The following is a 21268-nucleotide window of genomic DNA, read 5'->3' as shown; positions in this document are numbered from 1 at the left end:
CCCCGCGATACCGCCCAGATGCAATGCGCTCTGGCGCCACAAGGTCGCAAGAGCCCCACGACTCGCCGGATCCATCCATCACGCTAGCCAGAAGGATTACCGGCCATCCGCGACGAAGGTTTTTCACGGCGCAGTACGCAATTGAATCGCTTGCAAAGCAATCGGGGCGACCCTACATTCCTGCCATGAGCAAGGCCTCCCTCCCGCCCGGCATCGAGCCGCCCCGCACGCTCGACGGGCAGCTCTGCTTCGCGCTGTATTCGACACAGCTTGCGATGGGCAAGCTCTATCGCCAGCTCCTGGCCAGGCTTGAGCTGACCTATCCGCAATACCTGGTGATGCTCGTGCTGTGGGAGGGCGACGGCATCACGGTGTCCGACCTGGGCGAGCGGTTGTTCCTGGATTCGGCCACGCTCACGCCGTTACTCAAGCGTCTGCAGGCGGCGGGTTTCGTGCAGCGTACCCGCGGCACGCGCGACGAACGGCAGGTGATCGTCACACTCACCGACCAGGGCAAGGCGTTGCGCGAAAAGGCCGGCGACGTGCCGGTCGAGGTGTTCTGCGCCACCGGTTGCGACGTCGACCAGTTGCGCGGCCTCAAGGCTCAGCTGGAGACGCTGCGTGCCAGCCTCATCGCCGGCAGCGTCGACGCCTAGCCGCCCGGTGCCGTCATCTGACGCTGGATGTGATCGAGATACTGGTCGAGTTCCGCGACGCTGGCGAATACCTCGGCCACCGGCACCGCCTTGACGATGTCGAATACCTTCTTTACCTGCGGCTGCGGGTTGAGCAGCAACGTGCGCCCGTCGCGGTCGCGCATCTGCTTGCGCAGCAACGCGAGGCTGCGCAGTCCCGCGCTGCTGATGTAGTCGAGCGCGGAGAGGTCGAGCACCAGGGTGCCCCCGCTATCCACCATCGGCGTGACATCGCGCATGGCGTCGTCGAACTCAAGGTAGGTGGCGGCGTCGAGCCGGCCTTCGAGCCAGACCGTGCTGCGCGACGGTTGGGGGCTCTCGCTGCGGATGCTGAGACTCATCAGGGGCTCTCGTCGAAGGCTTGCGGACAGAAGTGCAGGATCACGCGATTGCCCTTGGGCCCGCGCGAATAGGTGAATGTGTCGGCGATGCTGCGCGCCAGGTGAAGGCCCAGGCCGCCGGCGTCGCGATCGGCGAGGTCGCCGGGCAGGTCGGGTGGCGCATGGCCGCCCGGATCAAACGCCTGACCGTCGTCGTTGAGTTCGAGTTCGACCCGTTGCGTCAGGATGCGCAGGTCGATGTCGATGTGACCGTCGCGGCCGTCCGGGTAGCCGTGTCGCACCGTGTTGACCAGCAACTCCTCCAGTACGAGGCGCACGTCGGCGCGGCAACCTTCGTCGACGTGGCGTGCCCGGCGGAGGGTTTCCTCCGCGAGGTGGAGCGCCGAAAAAACGTCTTCCAGGCGATTAGGAATGCGCAACCGCATCGAGCCGGGCTCCTTCCGTGCCGCTGTCGTGCCACGTGAGTGCGAGCACGGCGATGTCGTCGTAGGCCAGTGCGCCCTCGACGTAGTTGTCCACGTCGCGCAGCACGCGTTCGACGTAGGTTTCCGGCATGGCGTCGTCTTCCACGCGCGCGACGCTTTCCAGCAGCGCGTCGGTGCCGTAGAGGCGCTGGTTGCCCGCGTGGGCTTCGCTGACGCCGTCGGTGTACATGAGCAAGGTATCGCCCCCGAGCAACGAGAGTACGCGCACAGGGTAGCGCGCTTCGGGGTCGAGGCCGAGGGCCGGGCCCGTTTCCACGTCCACGAGCACGGCGCTGTCCCCCGCGCGCAGCACCGGTTGTTCGTGGCCCGCGCTGGCCAGGGTGAGCAGGCCGGTGCCGGTCTCGACCACGCCGCAGAGCAGGGTCACGAACATGCAGGTGTCGTTGCCCTTGCACAGCTCGCGGTTGAGGGCCTGGAGGATGTCGCTCGGCGAGCGGGCGTGGGTGGCGAGCGTGCGGGCGAGGGTCACCGTGCGCGCCATGAAGAGCGCCGCGGGAATGCCCTTGTCGGACACGTCGCCGACCATGACGCAGACGTGCCGCGCGCCGAGCGCGAAATAGGTGTAGAGATCGCCGCCGACGGCCGAGGCCGGGCGCAGCGCGGCATGCAACTCGATGCGACCGTCACCGTCGAGCCAATGCGGGGCGGGGAGGAGGGCGAGCTGGATCTGCCGGGCGATCTCCAGTTCGCTGGCGATGCGCTCCTGTTCCCGCGCGGTACGCCGGGCCGTATCGATGTGACCGGCCAGCTGGTGCCGCATCTGGTCGAACGCCCGGGTCAGCCGCCCTACCTCGTCGTCGCGGCGCACCTCGGGCAGGGCGAAATCGAGGTCGCCCTGGGCGACGTTCTCGGCGCGGTCGGCCAGTACCGTGAGCGGTGCCATCAGCCGGCGGGTGATGGCCAGGGCGATCAACGACACGCCCATGAGCGCGAGCATGCCGAGCACGAGATCCACCAGATAGGTTCGGCGCAGGTCCGCGAGCACCTCGCGTTCGGGCATGGTCAGGCCGATGGTCCAGCGCGTGCCGCGGATGGGCACGAATGCGACCCACACCGGCTCGCTCACCCGGCCGCCTTCCTCCGGCGTGATCCGCACCGGGGTGCGGCCCTCGGTGACCGCGGAGAGGAGGGGGCGACTCGCCCGGGTCCCGACGTAGGATGTCCAGTCGTGGGCCAGGAATTCGCCGTCGCGGTCGAGCACGAAGGCCGAGGCGTGGGCGGGTTTGTCCAGCGATCCGAGCAGGGCCTGCAGCCAGTCCAGGCGGATCGTCGCATCGACCACGCCCTGGACCGGCACGGCCTGGCCGGGAATGGCCATGCTATATCGCACCTGCGCGTCGAGCGGGATGCCACGTCGTTCCGGCGGCTGCCAGCAGCCCTCGTCGCAATTGAGACCCTGAATGAACCAGGGCGAGGTCCAGTAGGGCTGCGGATCGGTGAGGTGGCTGCCCATCACCACGGCACCGCCGACCTTGCGCCGTGCCGTGGGCGCCTCTCCGTCGCGTGCCTGGCCGGCGCGGGGGACGAAGGCCACCCCGATTTCGGCGATCTCGGGATTGACGGTCAGGGCATCGCGGATGAGGGTGGCCGCCTGCGCATGCCGGGTGCCGACCTGTCCCGCCAGCACGCGGACGACCCGCGCCACGCCGTCGATGCGGCCGTGGATGCGGCTGGAGGCCGACTCGGCGATGGCCGCGGCCTCGCGCCGGGTCTGCTCGAGCATCTGCTCCCTGGTATGCGACAGCATCAAACCCCCGGTGACGATCAGTACGATCGCCGACCCCAGGAGCACCCCCAGGGCAAGCCGCGAGGCGACGCTGCGCAAGACCATCGAAATGCTCCAGGGAGGGTGACGGGCAATCTATGCCGGGCGGGGGCGGCGCGACAAGCGCGTCACCGCCATAATGGGCTATTCCCCAGCAAGGTCGATCCATGTCAGGCACCCAGCGCGACGTCGAATTCCGCTTTCTGGCCCAGCCCACCGACGTCAATTTCGGTGGCAAGGTGCACGGCGGCATGGCCATGAAGTGGCTTGACCAGGCCGGTTACGCCTGCGCCGTGGGCTGGAGCGGGGCGTATTGCGTCACGGTGTCGGTGAGCGGCATCCAGTTCCTCGCGCCCATCCTGATCGGTGACCTGGTGACGGTGCGGGCCCGCCTGATCCATACCGGTACGTCGAGCATGCACCTGGCGGTGGACATCCTGGCCCGTGACCTGCGCAGCGGCGAGGACCGCCTGGCGACGAGCTGTGTGATGGTCTTTGTGGCCATGGACAAGGCCGACGGTGGCAAGCCCACGCCCGTCCCGCCCTGGAGGCCGGTGTCCGATCGCGATCTGCGCCTGCAGCAATATGCTCTGAAGCTGATGGACATGTCCAAGGCGATGGAGCCTCTCGTAGCGGCGACGCGGGAGGCCTGACTGGCACGTCTTCCGCTTCCCAACGCGTCGGCGCGCCTGTACACTTCGCGGCCCACCCACCGGCCACCCGTACCGGTGGGGTGTCGTGGCAAGCCGGCATGTCGTGCGCGTCATCGAAACGTGCGGAAGATGTTGACAGTATCCGGGGCGCTCGCGACAATAGGCGTTCTTTGTTGGAGGAATACCCAAGCGGCCAACGGGGGCAGACTGTAAATCTGCTGGCTTACGCCTTCGGTGGTTCGAATCCACCTTCCTCCACCAGTACGAGTTCCGCGTAGTGCGGGAGTAGTTCAATGGTAGAACTTCAGCCTTCCAAGCTGATTGTGCGGGTTCGATTCCCGTCTCCCGCTCCATTGTTCTCGCGCGCGCTGCGTTTCGTGCTCATGTAGCTCAGTCGGTAGAGCACTTCCTTGGTAAGGAAGAGGTCGCTGGTTCGATTCCAGTCATGAGCACCATCTTCGTCGTCCGCGACGGTTCCTTTTTTTCTATCTCATTGGCTCCAGCGGAGTTTAGCGCTCATGGCAAAGGGTAAGTTCGAACGCACCAAGCCGCACGTCAACGTCGGCACCATTGGCCACGTCGATCACGGCAAGACCACGCTGACGGCTGCCCTGACGAAGGTCGGCGCCGAGCGTTTCGGTGGCGAGTTCAAGGATTACGGCTCGATCGACGCGGCGCCGGAAGAGAAGGCTCGCGGCATCACGATCTCGACCGCCCACGTCGAATACGAATCGCCGACCCGCCATTACGGTCACGTCGACTGCCCGGGTCACGCTGACTACGTCAAGAACATGATCACCGGCGCCGCCCAGATGGACGGTGCGATCCTGGTGTGCTCGGCCGCCGATGGCCCGATGCCGCAGACCCGTGAGCACATCCTGCTCTCGCGTCAGGTCGGCGTGCCGTACATCGTGGTCTTCCTGAACAAGGCCGACATGGTCGACGACGCCGAGCTCCTCGAGCTCGTCGAGATGGAAGTCCGCGAGCTGCTTTCGAAGTACGAGTTCCCGGGCGACGACACCCCGATCATCTCGGGTTCGGCGCGCCTCGCGCTCGATGGCGACCAGTCCGATATCGGCGTGCCGTCGATCATCAAGCTGGTCGATGCGCTGGATACCTGGATTCCCGAGCCGGAGCGTGAAATCGCCAAGCCGTTCCTGCTTCCGGTCGAAGACGTGTTCTCGATCTCGGGTCGCGGTACGGTGCTGACCGGTCGCGTTGAGCGCGGCATCGTCAAGGTGGGTGACCCGGCGGAAGTCGTGGGCCTGCGCAACACCCAGACCACCACGGTGACGGGCGTCGAAATGTTTCGCAAGCTGCTTGACCAGGGTCAGGCCGGTGACAACGTCGGCGTGCTGGTTCGCGGTCTGAAGCGTGAAGACGTCGAGCGTGGCCAGGTGCTGGCCAAGCCGGGTTCGGTGACCCCGCACACGGACTTCGAGGGCGAAATCTACGTCTTGTCGAAGGACGAGGGCGGTCGCCACACCCCGTTCTTCAGCAACTACCGTCCCCAGTTCTACTTCCGCACCACGGACGTGACGGGTTCCATCAAGCTGCCGGAAGGCACTGAGATGGTGATGCCGGGCGATAACGTGAGAATCACGGTGTCCCTTGGCTTCCCGATCGCCATGGACGAAGGTCTGCGCTTCGCGATCCGCGAAGGCGGCCGCACCGTGGGTGCCGGCGTCGTCTCGAAGATCATCAAGTAATGAGTGACGCCAGCCCTTAGGGCTGGCGCCCAGTCGCAGGGCGGTCGATCCTGGATCGTCCGTCCTTGCGGTTTAGCCGTTTTACCCGTACGCCAGTAGCTCAATTGGCAGAGCAGCGGTCTCCAAAACCGCAGGTTGGGGGTTCGAGTCCCTCCTGGCGTGCCACTCCTGAGCGCGCATGAACACGAAGGCACAAGAAGCCAAGGGTATGAGCCCGGCCGATATCGGCAAGCTGGCGCTTGCGCTGGTCGTGCTCGCCGCCGGTATCGCCGGTTTCTACTATTTCTCCGACAACCCGTCCGTGCCGACGTTCGCGCGTGTGGCCGGGGTGATCGTCGCCGTCGCCGCCGCCCTGGCGATCGGTTCTTTCACGGTCCCGGGCCGTAAGCTGCGCGGTTTTATCGCTGAGTCGCAGTTCGAGTTGCGCAAGGTCGTCTGGCCGACGCGCGACGAAACGCTGAAGACCACGGGCATCATCATCGTGGTCGTCATCATTCTTTCGCTGCTGATGGGGCTCATCGACTGGTTGTTGAAGTCGATCGTGCTCGATTGGCTGCTCAAGCTCGGACATTGAGGTAAGGCATGAGCAAACGTTGGTACGTCGTTCACGCCTATTCGGGGTTCGAGCAGCAGGTTCGCAAGGCCCTCGAAGAGCGCGTCAAGCGCGAGGGCATGGAAGAAAAATTCGGTGAAATCCTGGTTCCGACCGAGGAAGTCATCGAAATGCGCAACGGCCAGAAGCGCCGTAGTGAGCGCAAGTTCTTCCCGGGCTACGTTCTGGTGCAGATCGAGACCGATACCAGTGGCAAGACGCCACGTATCGACGACGAATGCTGGCACCTGGTCAAGGAAACCCCGAAGGTCATGGGGTTTATCGGCGGCACCGCCGACCGCCCGCATCCGATCCGCGATGCCGAGGCCGACAACATCCTGAGTCGCGTGCGCGAGGGTGTCGAAAAGCCCCGTCCCAAGGTGCTCTTCGAGCCGGGCGAAATGGTTCGCGTCACCGATGGTCCGTTCAACGACTTCAACGGCGTGGTCGAAGAAGTCAACTACGAAAAGAGCCGGCTGCGTGTGGCGGTGCTCATTTTCGGTCGTTCCACCCCGGTCGAGCTCGAGTTCGGCCAGGTCGAGAAGGCCTGAGGCGGCAACCACCGCTTCGTGGCCCGGGTTTGCTTAACCTGGGCCTAATGCCTATAATGCCCGGTCCACGCTGGAGCTTTGTGCTCCGGCGTGCCCGTGTTTAAGGGGTTCGCAAGCGCGACCCCATCACCCCCAGGGACGGTCTACAGCGAGGAGCCGCAAGGCGCCAGCACTCGCGAGGAATATCAAATGGCAAAGAAAGTCATTGGTTACATCAAGCTGCAGGTGAAGGCCGGTCAGGCCAATCCGTCGCCGCCGGTCGGCCCGGCGCTCGGTCAGCGCGGTCTGAACATCATGGAGTTCTGCAAGGCCTTCAACGCCGCCACGCAGAAGCTCGAGCCGGGTCTTCCGATCCCGGTCGTGATTACCGCCTACTCCGATCGTACCTTCACCTTCATCACGAAGACCCCTCCGGCCTCGATCCTCCTCAAGAAGATCACGGGCGTGGCGAAGGGCTCGCAGAAGCCGAACACCGACAAGGTGGGTAAGGTCACCCGCGCCCAGCTCGAGGAGATCGCGAAGCAGAAGGAGCCGGATCTCACGGCTGCCGATCTCGATGCCGCCGTGCGTACGATCGCCGGTAGCGCGCGTTCCATGGGTCTGGTGGTGGAGGGTTAAGACATGGCAAAGCTCACCAAGCGTATGAAGGCCGCCTCGGCCGCCGTCCAGCCGGGCAAGACCTACGCGCTCGACGAAGCGCTGAAGATCGTCAAGGACAACGCCAAGGCCAAGTTCGCCGAGTCCGTGGACGTCGCCGTCCGCCTCGGCATCGACGCGAAGAAGTCCGACCAGGGCGTCCGCGGCGCGTCGCTGCTGCCGCACGGCACCGGTAAGACCATCAAGGTCGCCGTGTTCGTTCCCCCGGGCGAAAAGGCCGAAGCCGCCCTCGCCGCCGGCGCCGACGCCGTGGGTATGGACGACCTCGCCGAGAAGATGCAGGCAGGTGATCTCGACTTCGGTCGCGTCATCGCCACGCCGGACGCCATGCGCGTCGTCGGTAAGCTCGGTCAGGTACTCGGTCCCCGCGGCCTGATGCCCAACCCGAAGGATGGCTCGGTCACCGCCGACGTCGCCACCGCCGTGAAGAACGCCAAGGCCGGTCAGGTCAAGTTCCGTAACGACAAGGGCGGCATCATCCACGCCACCATCGGCAAGGCCAGCTTCGACGCATCGCAGCTCGCCGACAACCTGAACGCGCTGCTCGGCGACCTGCTCAAGGCCAAGCCGGCGGCCGCCAAGGGCCAGTACATCCAGAAGGTGGCGCTGTCGAGCACCATGGGCGTAGGCGTGCCGGTCGATACCTCGACCGTGACCACCTCGGCCAAGTAAGACGTTTGAACGACCCTCGCCGGCTCGCCGGCGGGGGCGCGTTTTTGAGGGCGGCCCGGCCGAAACGCCGTGGCAGCCGTCAAAGACCGCAGGCGCGATCAGCGCGCGACGGCGACGAGCAGGGAGCTCGTGTTGGCATGGACACGCCGTCGTCGATAGCGGGATCGCTTAATCGGATGCCTTCACGGGTCCAGCCGGCGTAGATGGTGCAGCCCCTTCTGGTTTCGTTTCGAATCTGGAAAGGCCACCACCCGGGGCGGAACCCCGCCCCCGACGTCACGGACGATGTCGCCCAGGACCGCAAGCGGCAGGAGTCGCAAGCGGAGTTCAATTGGAGGAGTGCAATGGCTCTCAATCTGTCCCAGAAGCAAGAAGTAGTCGCCGAGCTGGCAGAAGTCGCCGCGAAGGCTCACTCCTTGGTCGCCGCGGAATACGCGGGCACCACGGTCTCCCAGATGACCGCGATGCGCAAGAAGGCGCGTGAATCGGGCGTGTTCCTCAAAGTCGTGAAGAACACCCTCGCCGCCCGCGCCGTGGCCGGCACCGAGTTCGAGGTCGTCGCCGACGCCCTCACCGGTCCGCTGCTGTACGCGTTCTCGACCGAGGAACCGGGCGCCGCTGGCCGCCTGATCAAGGAATTCGCGAAGACCAACGACAAGCTCAAGCCGAAGGTCGTGTCCATCGAGGGCAAGCTGTTCGATGCCAAGCACGTCGACGTGCTGGCCTCGCTGCCGACCCGCGAAGAGGCCCTGGCCATGCTGGCCCGCGTCCTGGCCGAACCGGTCACGATGTTCGCTCGCGCCGTCCAGGCCGTGGCGGACAAGCAGGGTGGTGGCGAAGTCGCCGCCGAAGCCCCGGCCGAAGCCTGATCTCGTTGACTTTTTCTCATCGAAACCCATTTCAAAGGTAAGAAACAATGTCCACCCTGACCACCGAACAGATCGTTGAAGCCATCAAGGCCAAGTCCCTGACGGAAATCATGGAACTGGTGAAGTCGATCGAAGACACCTTCGGCGTGTCGGCTGCCGCTCCGGTCGCCGTCGCTGCCGCCGGTGGCGCCGCTGCCCCGGCTGCCGAAGAGCAGACCGAGTTCGACGTGATCCTGAAGTCCGCCGGCGACAAGAAGGTCGACGTGATCAAGGCCGTCCGCGCCATCACCGGCCTGGGCCTGAAGGAAGCCAAGGACCTCACCGAAGCCGGTGGCGTCGTGAAGGAAGCTGCGTCGAAGGAAGACGCCGCGAAGTTCAAGAAGGATCTCGAAGCTGCCGGCGCCACGGTCGAACTCAAGTAATCGGCGCCTTGCGCGCCCTTTATTCGATCTAGCGTCACGCAAGCCTGGGGGCGAGAGCCCCCGGGCTTTGCCCGTTCCAGAAGCTTTACCCGTTCCATGCCGTCGTACATGGGACATCGCGATTCGAGAGCGGCCACCCCGGCGCTCCGCGGTTCGAATCCCGATCTCCGATGTTCGATTCACCTTAAACCGTCGCCCCGCGCGGCGGTACTACTGAGACCGAGGCGGTAACCACCATGACCTACTCGTTTACCGAGAAGAAGCGCATCCGTAAGGACTTCGGCAAGCGGCCCCCCGTGCTGGGCGTGCCCAACCTGCTGACGATCCAGACCGACTCGTACAAGGAATTCCTGCAGGAAAACGTGAACGCCAAGGCGCGCGAGGAGAAAGGTCTCCACGCCGCGCTGAAGTCGGTGTTCCCGATTGCCAGCTACTCCGGCAACGCCGCCCTCGAATACGTCGACTATCGCCTCGGCGAGCCGGCCTTCGACGAGCGCGAGTGCCGCAACCGCGGCATGACCTTCGGTGCGCCGCTGCGCGCCACCGTGCGCCTGGTCATCTACGACAAGGACAGCCCGGCCTCGAAGAAGGCCGTCAAGTACGTGAAGGAGCAGGAGGTCTACATGGGCGAGATCCCGCTCATGACCGACACCGGCACCTTCATCATCAACGGCACCGAGCGCGTCATCGTCTCGCAGCTGCACCGTTCGCCCGGCGTGTTCTTCGACCACGACCGCGGCAAGACGCATAGCTCGGGCAAGCTGCTGTTCTCGGCCCGCGTGATCCCCTATCGCGGCTCCTGGCTCGACTTCGAGTTCGACCCGAAGGACGCTCTGTTCACCCGCATCGACCGTCGCCGCAAGCTGCCGGTCACCGTGTTGCTGCGCGCGCTCGGCTACACCAACGAAGAGATGCTCAGCATCTTCTTCGAGCACAACGTGTTCCACCTGGGCAAGAAGGGCGGCGTCACGCTCGATCTCGTCGCCGAGCGCCTGCGTGGTGAGACCCTGACCTTCGACCTCGTGGTCGACGGCAAGGTGCTGGTCGAGGCCGGCAAGCGCATCACTGCGCGCCATGTCCGCCAGCTCGCCAACGAGAAAATCGCCACGCTCGAAGTGCCGGACGACTACCCGGTCGGCCGCATCGTGGCGATCGACATGGTCGACAAGGACACCGGCGAGATCATCGCCGCGGCCAATGACGAGCTTACCGCCGAGCACCTCGAGCGCTTCCGTAAGGGTGGCATTGAGACCGTGCCCACGCTCTACGTGAACGACCTCGATCGCGGCGCGTACATCTCGAACACGCTTCGCATCGACAACACGCGCACGCAGCTCGAGGCCCTGGTCGAAATCTATCGCATGATGCGTCCGGGCGAGCCGCCGACCAAGGATGCCGCGCAGAACCTGTTCTTCAATCTGTTCTTCACCTTCGACCGCTACGACCTCTCGGCCGTCGGCCGCATGAAGTTCAACCGTCGCGTCGGCCGCAAGGACATCCTCGGTCCGGGCGTGCTGTACGACCACAAGTACTTCAGCGAGCGCAAGGAAGAAGAATGCCAGCGCCTGCTCGGTGAGCTGGGCGAGACGTCGGACGTCCTCGACGTGCTGCGCGTACTGATCGACATCCGCAACGGCACCGGCACGGTCGATGACATCGACCACCTCGGTAACCGTCGCGTGCGTTCGGTCGGCGAAATGGCGGAAAACACCTTCCGCATCGGTCTCGTCCGCGTCGAGCGCGCGGTGCGCGAGCGCCTGTCGCTGGCCGAATCCGAGGGCCTGACCCCGCAGGAACTCATCAACGCCAAGCCCGTCGCGGCGGCGGTGAAGGAGTTCTTCGGCTCGTCGCAGCTCTCGCAGTTCATGGATCAGAACAATCCGCTGTCCGAAGTGACCCACAAGCGCCGCGTCTCGGCGCTCGGGCCGGGCGGCCTGACCCGTGAGCGCGCCGGCTTCGAAGTGCGCGACGTGCACCCGACCCATTACGGCCGCGTCTGCACCATCGAAACGCCGGAAGGCCCGAACATCGGCCTGATCAACTCGCTCGCCGTGTACGCCCGCACCAACACGTACGGCTTCCTCGAGACGCCGTACCGTAAGGTCGAGAACGGCAAGGTGACCGACAAGGTCGACTACCTCTCCGCGATCGAAGAGGGCGACCACGTCATCGCCCAGGCGAACTCGCCGCTGTCGAAGGATGGCCGCTTCCTCGAAGACTTCGTCTCCTGCCGTTTCCGCGGCGAGTCGGAGCTGCGTCCGTCGGCCGAAATCAACTACATGGACGTCTCGCCCATGCAGACGGTTTCGGTCGCGGCGGCGCTCGTGCCCTTCCTCGAGCACGACGATGCGAACCGCGCGCTCATGGGCGCGAACATGCAGCGCCAGGCCGTTCCGACCCTGCGCAGCCAGAAACCGCTCGTCGGCACGGGCATCGAGCGCGCGGTGGCGCGTGACTCGGGCGTCACCGTGTCCGCCAAGCGCGGCGGCGTCATCGACCAGGTCGATGCCGCGCGTATCGTCGTGCGCGTCAACGAAGCCGAAGTGGGCGATGACGACGCCGGCGTCGACATCTACACGCTGACCAAGTACACCCGCTCCAACCAGAACACCAACCTCAACCAGCGTCCGCTGGTGAACGTCGGTGACGTGGTGGCGGTAGGCGACACGCTGGCCGACGGTTCCTCGACCGACCTGGGCGAACTCGCGCTCGGCCAGAACATGCTCGTCGCGTTCATGCCGTGGAACGGCTACAACTTCGAAGACTCGATCCTCATCTCCGAGCGCGTCGTGCAGGAAGACCGCTACACCTCGATCCACATCGAGGAGCTGACCTGCATCGCCCGTGACACGAAGCTGGGTGCCGAGGAAATCACCGCGGACATCCCGAACGTCGGCGAGCAGGCCCTGGCCCGCCTCGACGAGTCCGGCATCGTCTACATCGGTGCCGAGGTGAAGGCCGGCGATATCCTGGTGGGCAAGGTCACGCCGAAGGGTGAAAGCCAGCTGACGCCGGAAGAAAAACTGCTCCGCGCGATCTTCGGCGAGAAGGCCTCCGACGTGAAGGACAGCTCGCTGCGCGTGCCGCCGGGCATGGACGGCAACGTCATCGACGTGCAGGTCTTCACCCGCGACGGCATCGAGAAGGACAAGCGTGCCCGCCAGATCGAAGAGACCGAGCTGAAGCGGATCCGCAAGGATCTCGACGATCAGTTCCGTATCCTCGAGGGTGCGATCTACGCCCGTATGCGTACGCAGCTCGTCGGCAAGACCGCGATGAGCGGTCCCGGCGGCCTCAAGCGCGGCGCCGTCATCGACGACGCCTACCTCGACGGCCTCAAGAAGGACGACTGGTTCAAGATCAACGTCAAGGAAGAAGACGTCTCCGAGTTCCTCGAGCGCGCGGCCGAGCAGGTCAAGCGTCACAAGGAGAACTTCGACAAGCGCTTCAAGGAGAAGCAGGGCAAGATCACCCAGGGCGACGACCTCGCGCCGGGCGTGCTCAAGATGGTCAAGGTCTACCTCGCCGTGAAGCGCCGCATCCAGCCGGGCGACAAGATGGCGGGCCGTCACGGCAACAAGGGTGTCGTGTCGATGATCGTGCCGGTGGAAGACATGCCGTTCTCCGCCGACGGCCGTCCGGTCGACATCGTGCTGAACCCGCTCGGCGTGCCGTCGCGCATGAACATCGGGCAGATCCTCGAGGTGCACCTGGGCTGGGCCGCGAAGGGCCTGGGCCACCGCATCGAGGCGATGCTCGAGGCGCAGGAGAAGCCAGCGAAGCTTCGCGAGTTCCTCAACGAGGTGTACAACCACGGTAACGCCGGCGCCGAAGGCGCGGTGCGTCACGTCGACCTCGCGTCGATGGACGACGGCGAAATCATGAACCTCGCCGACAACCTGCGTGACGGCGTGCCGATGGCCACCCCGGTGTTCGACGGTGCCGAAGAGCACGAGATCAAGCACATGCTCAAGCTTGCCGGCCTGCCCGAGTCGGGTCAGACCATACTGTTCGACGGCCGTACCGGCGAGGCGTTCGATCGCCCGGTCACCGTCGGCTACATGCACATGCTGAAGCTGAACCACCTGGTCGACGACAAGATGCACGCGCGGTCGACCGGCCCGTACTCGCTCGTCACCCAGCAGCCGCTGGGCGGCAAGGCGCAGTTCGGCGGCCAGCGCTTCGGCGAAATGGAAGTCTGGGCACTCGAGGCCTACGGCGCCGCCTACACGCTGCAGGAAATGCTCACCGTCAAGTCCGACGACGTGCAGGGCCGCAACCAGATGTACAAGAACATTGTCGACGGCAACCACGAGATGGCCGCGGGCATGCCGGAATCCTTCAACGTGCTCGTGAAGGAAATCCGCTCGCTCGCGATCGACATCGAGCTGGAAGAGATCAACAAGTGATCGTCGCGGCTACCGGAGATTACGCATGAAAGACCTGCTCAATCTGTTCAACCAGCAGCGACAGACGCTGGACTTCGACGCGATCAAGATCGCCCTGGCTTCGCCGGAGCTGATCCGTTCGTGGTCGTACGGCGAAGTGAAGAAGCCGGAAACCATCAACTACCGTACGTTCAAGCCCGAGCGTGACGGTCTGTTCTGCGCGGCCATCTTTGGCCCGATCAAGGACTACGAGTGCCTGTGCGGCAAGTACAAGCGCATGAAGCATCGTGGCGTGGTGTGCGAGAAGTGCGGCACCGAGGTCACCCTGGCCAAGGTCCGTCGCGAGCGCATGGGCCACATCGAGCTGGCCAGCCCGACCGCGCACATCTGGTTCCTGAAGTCGCTGCCGTCGCGTATCGGCCTGATGCTCGACATGACGCTGCGCGACATCGAGCGCATCCTCTACTTCGAGGCGTTCGTGGTGATCGATCCGGGCCTGACCGCGCTTGAGCGCGGCCAGCTGCTCAGCGAAGACCAGTACCTCGAGGCCACCGAGGAGCACGGCGACGAGTTCGACGCCCGCATGGGCGCCGAGGCCGTCTACGAGCTGCTCAAGAGCCTCGACCTGCCGGGCGAGGTCATCCGCCTCAAGGAAGAGATCGCCTCGACCAACTCCGAGACCAAGCTCAAGCGCCTCACCAAGCGCGTGAAGCTGATCGAGGCGTTCCTCGAGTCCGGCAACAAGCCGGAGTGGATGGTCATGACGGTGCTGCCGGTGCTTCCGCCGGATCTGCGTCCGCTCGTCCCGCTGGACGGCGGCCGTTTCGCCACGTCCGACCTCAACGACCTCTACCGTCGCGTCATCAACCGCAACAACCGCCTCAAGCGCCTGCTCGAACTCGCCGCGCCCGATATCATCGTGCGCAACGAGAAGCGCATGCTGCAGGAGTCGGTCGACGCGCTGCTCGACAACGGCCGCCGCGGTCGTGCCATCACCGGCACGAACAAGCGCGCGCTGAAGTCGCTCGCGGACATGATCAAGGGCAAGCAGGGCCGTTTCCGCCAGAACCTGCTCGGCAAGCGCGTCGACTACTCGGGTCGTTCGGTCATCGTGGTCGGCCCGACCCTGCGCCTGCACCAGTGCGGCCTGCCGAAGAAGATGGCGCTCGAGCTCTTCAAGCCCTTCATCTTCGCCAAGCTCCAGGCCCGCGGCGAAGCGACCACGATCAAGGCCGCCAAGAAGCTCGTCGAGCGCGAAGAGTCCCAGGTGTGGGACATCCTCGAAGAGGTGATCCGCGAACACCCGGTCATGCTAAACCGTGCGCCCACGCTGCACCGTCTCGGCATCCAGGCGTTCGAGCCGGTGCTGATCGAAGGCAAGGCGATCCAGCTGCATCCGCTGGTGTGTACCGCGTTCAACGCCGACTTCGACGGCGACCAGATGGCCGTGCACGTGCCGCTCTCGATCGAGGCGCAGCTCGAAGCCCGCGCGCTGATGATGTCGTCCAACAACATCCTCTCGCCCGCCAACGGCGAGCCGATCATCGTGCCGTCGCAGGACGTTGTGCTCGGTCTCTACTACATGACCCGCGAGCTGGTGAACGCGAAGGGCACCGGCATGGTGTTCGCGAACATCGGCGAGGTGCGTCGTGCCTACGACAACCGCGCCGTGCAGCTGCACGCGAAGGTGAAGGTGCGCGTGCGGGTGATCGAGCAGGGTGAAGCCGGCGAAGACGTCTTCCGCAACCAGCTGGTGGACACCACCGTGGGTCGTGCGCTGCTCGCCGAGATCATTCCCGAGCGCCTGCCGTTCGCGCTGGTCAACGTCGAGCTCACCAAGAAGAACATCTCGCGCCTGATCAACCAGAGCTACCGCCTGCTCGGCCTGAAAGAGACCGTGGTCTTCGCCGACAAGCTGATGTACACCGGCTTCCGTTTCGCGACGCGCGCCGGTATCTCCATCGGCATCGACGACATGAAGATCCCGGTCGAGAAGAAGGGCATCCTCGAAGAAGCCGAGAAGGAAGTCGTCGAAATCCAGGAGCAGTACCAGTCGGGCCTGGTGACCGCCGGCGAGCGTTACAACAAGGTGGTCGACATCTGGTCGCGCACCAACGAGCTCGTGGCCAAGGCGATGATCGACGGTATCGGTACCGAGAAGGTGCCCGATGCCGAAGGCAACCTGGTCAACCAGAAGTCGATGAACTCGCTCTACATCATGGCCGACTCGGGCGCGCGAGGCAGCGTGGCCCAGATCCGTCAGCTCGCCGGCATGCGCGGCCTCATGGCTCGCCCGGACGGCTCGATCATCGAGACGCCCATCAAGGCGAACTTCCGCGAGGGCCTGAACGTCCTGCAGTACTTCAACTCCACCCACGGTGCCCGTAAGGGCCTCGCGGACACGGCGCTGAAGACGGCGAACTCGGGTTACCTCACCCGTCGCCTCGTCGACGTGGCGCAGGACGTGGTCATCACCGAGCACGACTGCGGCACCGAGGACGGCGTCATCATGTCGCCGATCGTCGAAGGCGGCGACGTCGTCGAGCCGTTGCGCGAGCGCGTGCTGGGTCGCGTCGTGGTCGAGGACGTCTACGCCCCCGGCGACGACGACGAGCCGATCGTCACCCGCGACACGCTGCTCGACGAATATCTCGTCGACAAGCTCGACAAGGCCGGCGTGCAGATGCTCAAGGTGCGTTCGCCGATCACCTGCCGTGCCAGTCACGGCGTGTGCGCCCTGTGCTACGGCCGCGACCTGGCCCGTGGTCACCTGGTGAACATGGGTGAAGCGGTGGGTGTCGTCGCCGCGCAGTCCATCGGCGAGCCGGGCACGCAGCTGACGATGCGTACGTTCCACATCGGCGGCGCGGCCTCTCGTGCGGCGGCGGTCGACAACGTCACCGTGCGCACCACCGGCGCGTTGAAGTTCAACAACCTGAAGTCGGTCGAGCACTCGGCCGGTCACCTCGTGGCCGTGTCGCGTTCGGGCGAAGTGAGCGTCATCGACGCGAACGGCCGCGAGCGCGAGCGCTACAAGGTGCCCTACGGCGCCACGATCTCCGTCAAGGACGGCGATCCGGTCAAGGCTGGCCAGACCGTCGCCAACTGGGATCCGCACACCCACCCGATCGTCACGGAAGTGGCCGGTGTGGTCCGCTTCATCGACTTCATCGATGGCGTGACCGTGCAGTCCCAGACCGACGAACTGACCGGCCTCGAGTCGGCCGTGGTCACCGACCCGAAGCGTCGCGGTACCGCCGCGAAGGACCTGCGTCCGATCGTTCGCCTGGAAGACAGCAAGGGCCGCGAGCTCAAGCTGCCGGGTACCGACATCGCCGCGCAGTACTTCCTGCCGGCCGGGGCGATCGTGTCGATCCAGAACGGTGCCGAAGTGGGCGTGGGTGACGTTGTCGCCCGTATCCCGCAGGAAACCTCGAAGACCCGCGACATCACCGGTGGTCTGCCCCGCGTGGCCGATCTGTTCGAAGCGCGCAAGCCCAAGGAGCCGGCGATCCTCGCCGAGCGCTCGGGTATCGTCAGCTTCGGCAAGGACACCAAGGGCAAGCAGCGTCTCATCATCAAGGACGTGGACGGCAACGAGCACGAGGAGCTGATTCCGAAGTGGCGTCAGGTCATCGTGTTCGAAGGCGAGCACGTGGAGAAGGGCGAAACCGTCGTGGACGGCGAGCCGAATCCGCACGACATCCTGCGCCTGCTGGGTGTCGAGCCGCTGGCCGCCTACCTCGTCAAGGAAATCCAGGACGTCTACCGCCTCCAGGGCGTGAAGATCAACGACAAGCACATTGAGGCGATCATTCGCCAGATGCTGCGCAAGGTCGAGATCGTCGAGCCGGGCGACAGCACCTACCTCCGTGGCGAGCAGGTCGAGCGCGTGCGCATCAACGAGGAGAACGATCGTGCCGAGGCTCGTGGCGAGCGTCGGGCCGATTTCGAATCGGTGCTGCTGGGCATCACCAAGGCCTCGCTGGCCACCGAGTCGTTCATCTCGGCGGCGTCGTTCCAGGAGACCACCCGCGTCCTCACCGAGGCGGCGGTCCGTGGTACGCGCGACACGTTGCGTGGCCTGAAGGAAAATGTTATTGTTGGACGGCTAATCCCTGCGGGTACGGGTCTGGCCTACCACGCATCGCGTCGTAGCCAGGGCGGCCTGACGGCCTCGGAGCTCGAAACCCTTTCGGGTTCGGCACCGGCCGTCACGTTCGAAGAGGCTCCCGCCGGGTCCAACGATAGCGCCGAGTGAGGCCCCGTACGGGCTTCGCCCGTACATACGAAATGAGGCGCATGGACGCGCCTCGTGTTCGGATTCAGGGACGATGGGCGCCGGTCCGCCAACCGGGCGGCGCACGTCAACAACGCTTATATGGCGGGCCGATCTATCGGTCTGCCTTTATGTTTCTCAGGAATAGCTTCGCATGACGACAGTCAACCAGTTGGTGCGCAAATCCCGCAGCCCGAAGGCGTACAAGAGCGCCTCGCCGGCCCTGCAGAGCAGCCCGCAGCGCCGCGGTGTGTGCACGCGCGTTTACACGACCACCCCGAAGAAGCCGAACTCGGCCCTGCGTAAGGTTGCCAAGGTGCGCCTCACCAACGGTTTCGAAGTCATCAGCTACATCGGTGGCGAAGGTCACAATCTGCAGGAGCACTCGGTGGTCCTGATCCGCGGCGGTCGCGTCAAGGATCTCCCGGGTGTCCGTTACCACACCGTTCGCGGCAGCCTCGACTGCGCGGGCGTGACCAAGCGTCGCAAGTCGCGCTCGAAGTACGGCGCCAAGCGCCCGAAGGGCTAAGTTGAAGGACAACAAATATGTCGCGTAAAGGTTCCCATCCCGCCCGTGTCGTCCTCCCGGACCCGAAGCACGGAAGCCAGCTCATCGCCCGTTTCATCAACATGGTGATGAAGTCCGGCAAGAAGTCCGTCGCCGAGTCGATCGTCTACGGCGCCCTCCAGCACATCGGCGAAAAGCACGCCGAACCGGTGCAGCTCGTCGAGAAGGCCCTGGGTAACATTGCCCCGGCCGTCGAGGTGAAGTCGCGTCGCGTCGGTGGTGCCACCTACCAGGTGCCCGTCGAAGTGCGTCCGGGTCGCCGCATGGCACTGGCCATGCGCTGGGTGATCGAAGCCGCTCGCAAGCGCGGTGAGACGTCCATGCCGCGCAAGCTGGCCGCCGAACTCCTCGAGGCTTCCGAGTCCCGTGGCGGCGCCGTCAAGAAGCGCGAAGAAACGCACCGCATGGCGGAGGCCAACAAGGCCTTCTCGCATTACCGCTGGTAATCCCCTTCCAGCTACAAGATCTGAGGAAAGACCGTGGCACGCACCACTCCCATCGAGCGCTACCGCAACTTCGGCATCATGGCTCACATCGATGCCGGCAAGACCACGACCACGGAGCGTATCCTGTTCTACACCGGTGTCAGTCATAAGATTGGCGAGGTGCATGACGGTGCCGCGACGATGGACTGGATGGAGCAGGAGCAGGAGCGCGGCATCACCATCACTTCCGCCGCCACGACGGCGTTCTGGAAGGGCATGGATCGTTCGCTGCCCGAGCACCGCTTCAACATCATCGACACCCCGGGACACGTCGACTTCACCATCGAAGTGGAGCGTTCGCTCCGCGTGCTCGACGGTGCGGTGTTCGTGCTCTGCGCCGTGGGTGGTGTGCAGCCGCAGTCGGAAACCGTCTGGCGTCAGGCTAACCGGTACAAGGTGCCGCGCCTTGCGTTCGTCAACAAGATGGATCGCACGGGTGCCAACTTCTACAAGGTCGTCGACCAGCTGAAGGCCCGTCTTGCCGCCAATCCGGTGCCGATGCAGGTGCCGATCGGTGCGGAGGATAACTTCGAAGGCGTGGTCGATCTTCTCAAGATGAAGGCGATCAAGTGGGACATGGAGTCCCAGGGCATGAAGTTCGAGTACGTCGACATCCCGGCGAACCTCCAGGACAAGGCCGAGGAAGGCCGTACCGCCATGATCGAAGCCGCGGCGGAAGCCACGGAAGAGATGATGGACAAGTACCTGGGCGGCGACGAGCTGACCGAGGCCGAGATCATCGAGGGCCTGCGTCTGCGCACGCTCAAGAGCGAGATCATTCCGGTCTTCTGCGGCACCGCGTTCAAGAACAAGGGCGTCCAGGCGATGCTCGACGCCGTCGTCAACCTGCTCCCGTCGCCGATCGACCGTCCGCCGGTCGAGGGCATCAACGAAGACGAGCAGCCGGATACGCGTCCGGCCAAGGACGACGCGCCGTTCTCGGCCCTGGCGTTCAAGATCATGACCGATCCGTTCGTCGGCGCCCTGACGTTCTTCCGTGTCTATTCGGGCACGCTGAACGCCGGTGACCAGGTGTACAACCCGGTCAAGTCGAAGAAGGAGCGCATCGGCCGCATCCTCCAGATGCACGCCAACGAGCGTCACGAACTGAAGGAAGTCCGCGCGGGCGATATCGCCGCCGCGGTCGGCCTCAAGGACGTCACCACCGGTGACACGCTCTGCGCCCAGGACCACATCATCACGCTCGAGCGCATGTCGTTCCCCGAGCCGGTGATTTCGATGGCGGTCGAGCCGAAGACGAAGTCCGATCAGGAAAAGATGGGCATCGCCCTCGGCCGCCTGGCTGCGGAAGATCCGTCGTTCCGCGTCCGTACCGACGAAGAGTCGGGTCAGACGATCATCTCGGGCATGGGCGAGCTTCACCTGGACATCCTGGTGGATCGCATGAAGCGCGAGTTCAACGTCGAAGCCAACGTCGGCAAGCCGCAGGTGGCCTACCGCGAAACGATCCAGGCGTCGGACGTCAAGTCGGACTACAAGCACGCCAAGCAGTCGGGTGGTAAGGGCCAGTACGGTCACGTCGTGATCGAAATGTCCCCGATCTCGGATGCCGATCGTGCGGACGAGAAGATCGCCGCGAACATCAAGGACGACTTCCTGTTCATCAACGACATCACCGGTGGCGTGATTCCGAAGGAATTCATCCCGTCCGTCGAAAAGGGCCTGCGCGAGACGATCACGTCGGGTCCGTTGGCCGGCTTCCCGGTGGTGGGCGTCAAGGTGAAGCTCGTCTTCGGTTCGTACCATGACGTCGATTCGTCGGAAATGGCGTTCAAGCTTGCCGCCTCGATGGCGTTCAAGCAGGGCTTCTCGAAGGCTCAGCCGGTGCTGCTCGAGCCGATCATGAAGGTCGAGGTCGTGACGCCGGAAGACTACGTCGGTGACGTGATGGGCGATATCTCGCGTCGTCGCGGCATGCTGACCGGTCAGGAAGAAACGCCGTCGGGCAAGACCGTCAATGCGATGATCCCGCTGGGCGAAATGTTCGGTTACGCCACGTCGCTTCGTTCGCAGACCCAGGGTCGCGCGACGTTCACGATGGAATTCGACCATTACGAGCCGGCGCCGAAGAACATCGCCGACGAGGTCATGAAGAAGTCCTGATAAGGGCTTCTTC

The 21268-nt window shown here is 64.7% G+C and carries 17 protein-coding genes and 4 tRNA genes; 18 read left to right on the top strand and 3 right to left on the bottom strand.

All coding sequences use genetic code 11. The features are described from left to right. Window positions 1–185 precede the first annotated feature (185 nt). The gene (locus PI246_RS08335) at window positions 186–656 is read left to right on the top strand and encodes a MarR family winged helix-turn-helix transcriptional regulator (RefSeq protein WP_320550800.1); all 471 of its coding nucleotides are present in this window, start codon (window positions 186–188) and stop codon (window positions 654–656) included. On the opposite strand, the gene PI246_RS08330 is transcribed toward PI246_RS08335, so the two are convergent. From PI246_RS08330 to PI246_RS08320, 3 genes are read right to left on the bottom strand one after another with little or no spacing between them, the layout of a single operon-like run. Next, window positions 653–1039, bottom strand: coding sequence for an STAS domain-containing protein (locus PI246_RS08330; RefSeq protein WP_320551216.1), 387 nt, complete (start codon window positions 1037–1039; stop codon window positions 653–655). The two genes, PI246_RS08335 and PI246_RS08330, sit on opposite strands and share 4 nt — an antisense overlap. After that, complete coding sequence (locus PI246_RS08325; RefSeq protein WP_320550799.1) at window positions 1036–1461, bottom strand: ATP-binding protein; 426 nt, start codon at window positions 1459–1461, stop codon at window positions 1036–1038. Before PI246_RS08325 ends, PI246_RS08330 begins: the two co-directional genes overlap by 4 nt. Continuing rightward, complete coding sequence (locus PI246_RS08320) at window positions 1442–3352, bottom strand: SpoIIE family protein phosphatase (RefSeq protein ID WP_320550798.1); 1911 nt, start codon at window positions 3350–3352, stop codon at window positions 1442–1444. Before PI246_RS08320 ends, PI246_RS08325 begins: the two co-directional genes overlap by 20 nt. A 101-nt stretch (window positions 3353–3453) precedes the next feature. On the opposite strand from PI246_RS08320, the gene PI246_RS08315 reads away from it, so the two are divergent. From PI246_RS08315 to fusA, 17 genes are all read left to right on the top strand, one after another. After that, window positions 3454–3939 carry an acyl-CoA thioesterase gene (locus PI246_RS08315; protein WP_320550797.1) on the top strand — a complete coding sequence of 162 codons (486 nt, stop codon included), beginning with the start codon at window positions 3454–3456 and terminating at the stop codon, window positions 3937–3939. A gap of 175 nt (window positions 3940–4114) precedes the next feature. Further along, window positions 4115–4200 (top strand) — tRNA-Tyr (locus tag PI246_RS08310). 18 nt (window positions 4201–4218) lie between these two features. Beyond that, window positions 4219–4292: transfer RNA gene (locus PI246_RS08305), tRNA-Gly, on the top strand. Between the two features lie 26 nt (window positions 4293–4318). Then, window positions 4319–4394, top strand: a tRNA-Thr gene (locus tag PI246_RS08300). A gap of 63 nt (window positions 4395–4457) precedes the next feature. Beyond that, window positions 4458–5648, top strand: a complete 1191-nt coding sequence (gene tuf, locus PI246_RS08295; protein ID WP_320550796.1) for an elongation factor Tu — start codon at window positions 4458–4460, stop codon at window positions 5646–5648. 89 nt (window positions 5649–5737) lie between these two features. Then, window positions 5738–5813: transfer RNA gene (locus PI246_RS08290), tRNA-Trp, on the top strand. A 13-nt stretch (window positions 5814–5826) separates the two neighbouring features. Continuing rightward, the gene (gene secE / locus PI246_RS08285; RefSeq protein WP_407069792.1) at window positions 5827–6222 is read left to right on the top strand and encodes a preprotein translocase subunit SecE; all 396 of its coding nucleotides are present in this window, start codon (window positions 5827–5829) and stop codon (window positions 6220–6222) included. 8 nt (window positions 6223–6230) lie between these two features. Continuing rightward, window positions 6231–6791, top strand: coding sequence for a transcription termination/antitermination protein NusG (gene nusG, locus PI246_RS08280; RefSeq protein ID WP_320550794.1), 561 nt, complete (start codon window positions 6231–6233; stop codon window positions 6789–6791). A 189-nt stretch (window positions 6792–6980) separates the two neighbouring features. Further along, window positions 6981–7409 (top strand): 50S ribosomal protein L11, encoded by a 429-nt coding sequence (rplK, locus tag PI246_RS08275; RefSeq protein ID WP_045829444.1) that lies wholly within the window; start codon window positions 6981–6983, stop codon window positions 7407–7409. Window positions 7410–7412: 3 nt separating this feature from the next. Beyond that, complete coding sequence (gene rplA / locus PI246_RS08270; RefSeq protein WP_320550793.1) at window positions 7413–8120, top strand: 50S ribosomal protein L1; 708 nt, start codon at window positions 7413–7415, stop codon at window positions 8118–8120. Between the two features lie 344 nt (window positions 8121–8464). After that, on the top strand, window positions 8465–8989 hold the full coding sequence (gene rplJ, locus PI246_RS08265) for a 50S ribosomal protein L10 (protein ID WP_320551215.1): 525 nt from the start codon (window positions 8465–8467) through the stop codon (window positions 8987–8989). A 47-nt stretch (window positions 8990–9036) separates the two neighbouring features. Next, entirely contained in the window at window positions 9037–9411 is a 375-nt protein-coding gene (gene rplL / locus PI246_RS08260; protein WP_320550792.1) for a 50S ribosomal protein L7/L12, read from the top strand. Between the two features lie 236 nt (window positions 9412–9647). Then, complete coding sequence (rpoB, locus tag PI246_RS08255) at window positions 9648–13820, top strand: DNA-directed RNA polymerase subunit beta (RefSeq protein ID WP_320550791.1); 4173 nt, start codon at window positions 9648–9650, stop codon at window positions 13818–13820. Window positions 13821–13845: 25 nt separating this feature from the next. Beyond that, window positions 13846–18060, top strand: a complete 4215-nt coding sequence (gene rpoC, locus PI246_RS08250; RefSeq protein ID WP_320550790.1) for a DNA-directed RNA polymerase subunit beta' — start codon at window positions 13846–13848, stop codon at window positions 18058–18060. A gap of 172 nt (window positions 18061–18232) precedes the next feature. Beyond that, a complete protein-coding gene (gene rpsL / locus PI246_RS08245; RefSeq protein ID WP_045829438.1) occupies window positions 18233–18607 on the top strand; it encodes a 30S ribosomal protein S12 in 375 nt (124 codons plus the stop codon). Between the two features lie 17 nt (window positions 18608–18624). After that, window positions 18625–19092: a 30S ribosomal protein S7 gene (gene rpsG, locus PI246_RS08240; RefSeq protein ID WP_320550789.1), complete on the top strand. Its 468-nt coding sequence runs from the start codon at window positions 18625–18627 to the stop codon at window positions 19090–19092. A 33-nt stretch (window positions 19093–19125) separates the two neighbouring features. Then, window positions 19126–21255 carry an elongation factor G gene (gene fusA / locus PI246_RS08235; RefSeq protein WP_320550788.1) on the top strand — a complete coding sequence of 710 codons (2130 nt, stop codon included), beginning with the start codon at window positions 19126–19128 and terminating at the stop codon, window positions 21253–21255. Window positions 21256–21268 lie beyond the last annotated feature (13 nt).

This window comes from Luteibacter sahnii, from assembly GCF_034063545.1.
Taxonomy (GTDB): domain Bacteria; phylum Pseudomonadota; class Gammaproteobacteria; order Xanthomonadales; family Rhodanobacteraceae; genus Luteibacter; species Luteibacter sahnii.
This window is presented reverse-complemented; position numbering and strand designations above follow the sequence as displayed.

Coding starts and splice junctions, on each gene's coding strand:
- PI246_RS08335 (WP_320550800.1), top strand. CDS start 186: ATGAGCAAGGCCTCCCTCCCGCCCGGCATCGAGCCGCCCCGCACGCTC.
- PI246_RS08325 (WP_320550799.1), bottom strand. CDS start 1,461: ATGCGGTTGCGCATTCCTAATCGCCTGGAAGACGTTTTTTCGGCGCTC.
- PI246_RS08320 (WP_320550798.1), bottom strand. CDS start 3,352: ATGGTCTTGCGCAGCGTCGCCTCGCGGCTTGCCCTGGGGGTGCTCCTG.
- PI246_RS08315 (WP_320550797.1), top strand. CDS start 3,454: ATGTCAGGCACCCAGCGCGACGTCGAATTCCGCTTTCTGGCCCAGCCC.
- tuf (WP_320550796.1), top strand. CDS start 4,458: ATGGCAAAGGGTAAGTTCGAACGCACCAAGCCGCACGTCAACGTCGGC.
- secE (WP_407069792.1), top strand. CDS start 5,827: ATGAACACGAAGGCACAAGAAGCCAAGGGTATGAGCCCGGCCGATATC.
- nusG (WP_320550794.1), top strand. CDS start 6,231: ATGAGCAAACGTTGGTACGTCGTTCACGCCTATTCGGGGTTCGAGCAG.
- rplK (WP_045829444.1), top strand. CDS start 6,981: ATGGCAAAGAAAGTCATTGGTTACATCAAGCTGCAGGTGAAGGCCGGT.
- rplA (WP_320550793.1), top strand. CDS start 7,413: ATGGCAAAGCTCACCAAGCGTATGAAGGCCGCCTCGGCCGCCGTCCAG.
- rplJ (WP_320551215.1), top strand. CDS start 8,465: ATGGCTCTCAATCTGTCCCAGAAGCAAGAAGTAGTCGCCGAGCTGGCA.
- rplL (WP_320550792.1), top strand. CDS start 9,037: ATGTCCACCCTGACCACCGAACAGATCGTTGAAGCCATCAAGGCCAAG.
- rpoB (WP_320550791.1), top strand. CDS start 9,648: ATGACCTACTCGTTTACCGAGAAGAAGCGCATCCGTAAGGACTTCGGC.
- rpoC (WP_320550790.1), top strand. CDS start 13,846: ATGAAAGACCTGCTCAATCTGTTCAACCAGCAGCGACAGACGCTGGAC.
- rpsL (WP_045829438.1), top strand. CDS start 18,233: ATGACGACAGTCAACCAGTTGGTGCGCAAATCCCGCAGCCCGAAGGCG.
- rpsG (WP_320550789.1), top strand. CDS start 18,625: ATGTCGCGTAAAGGTTCCCATCCCGCCCGTGTCGTCCTCCCGGACCCG.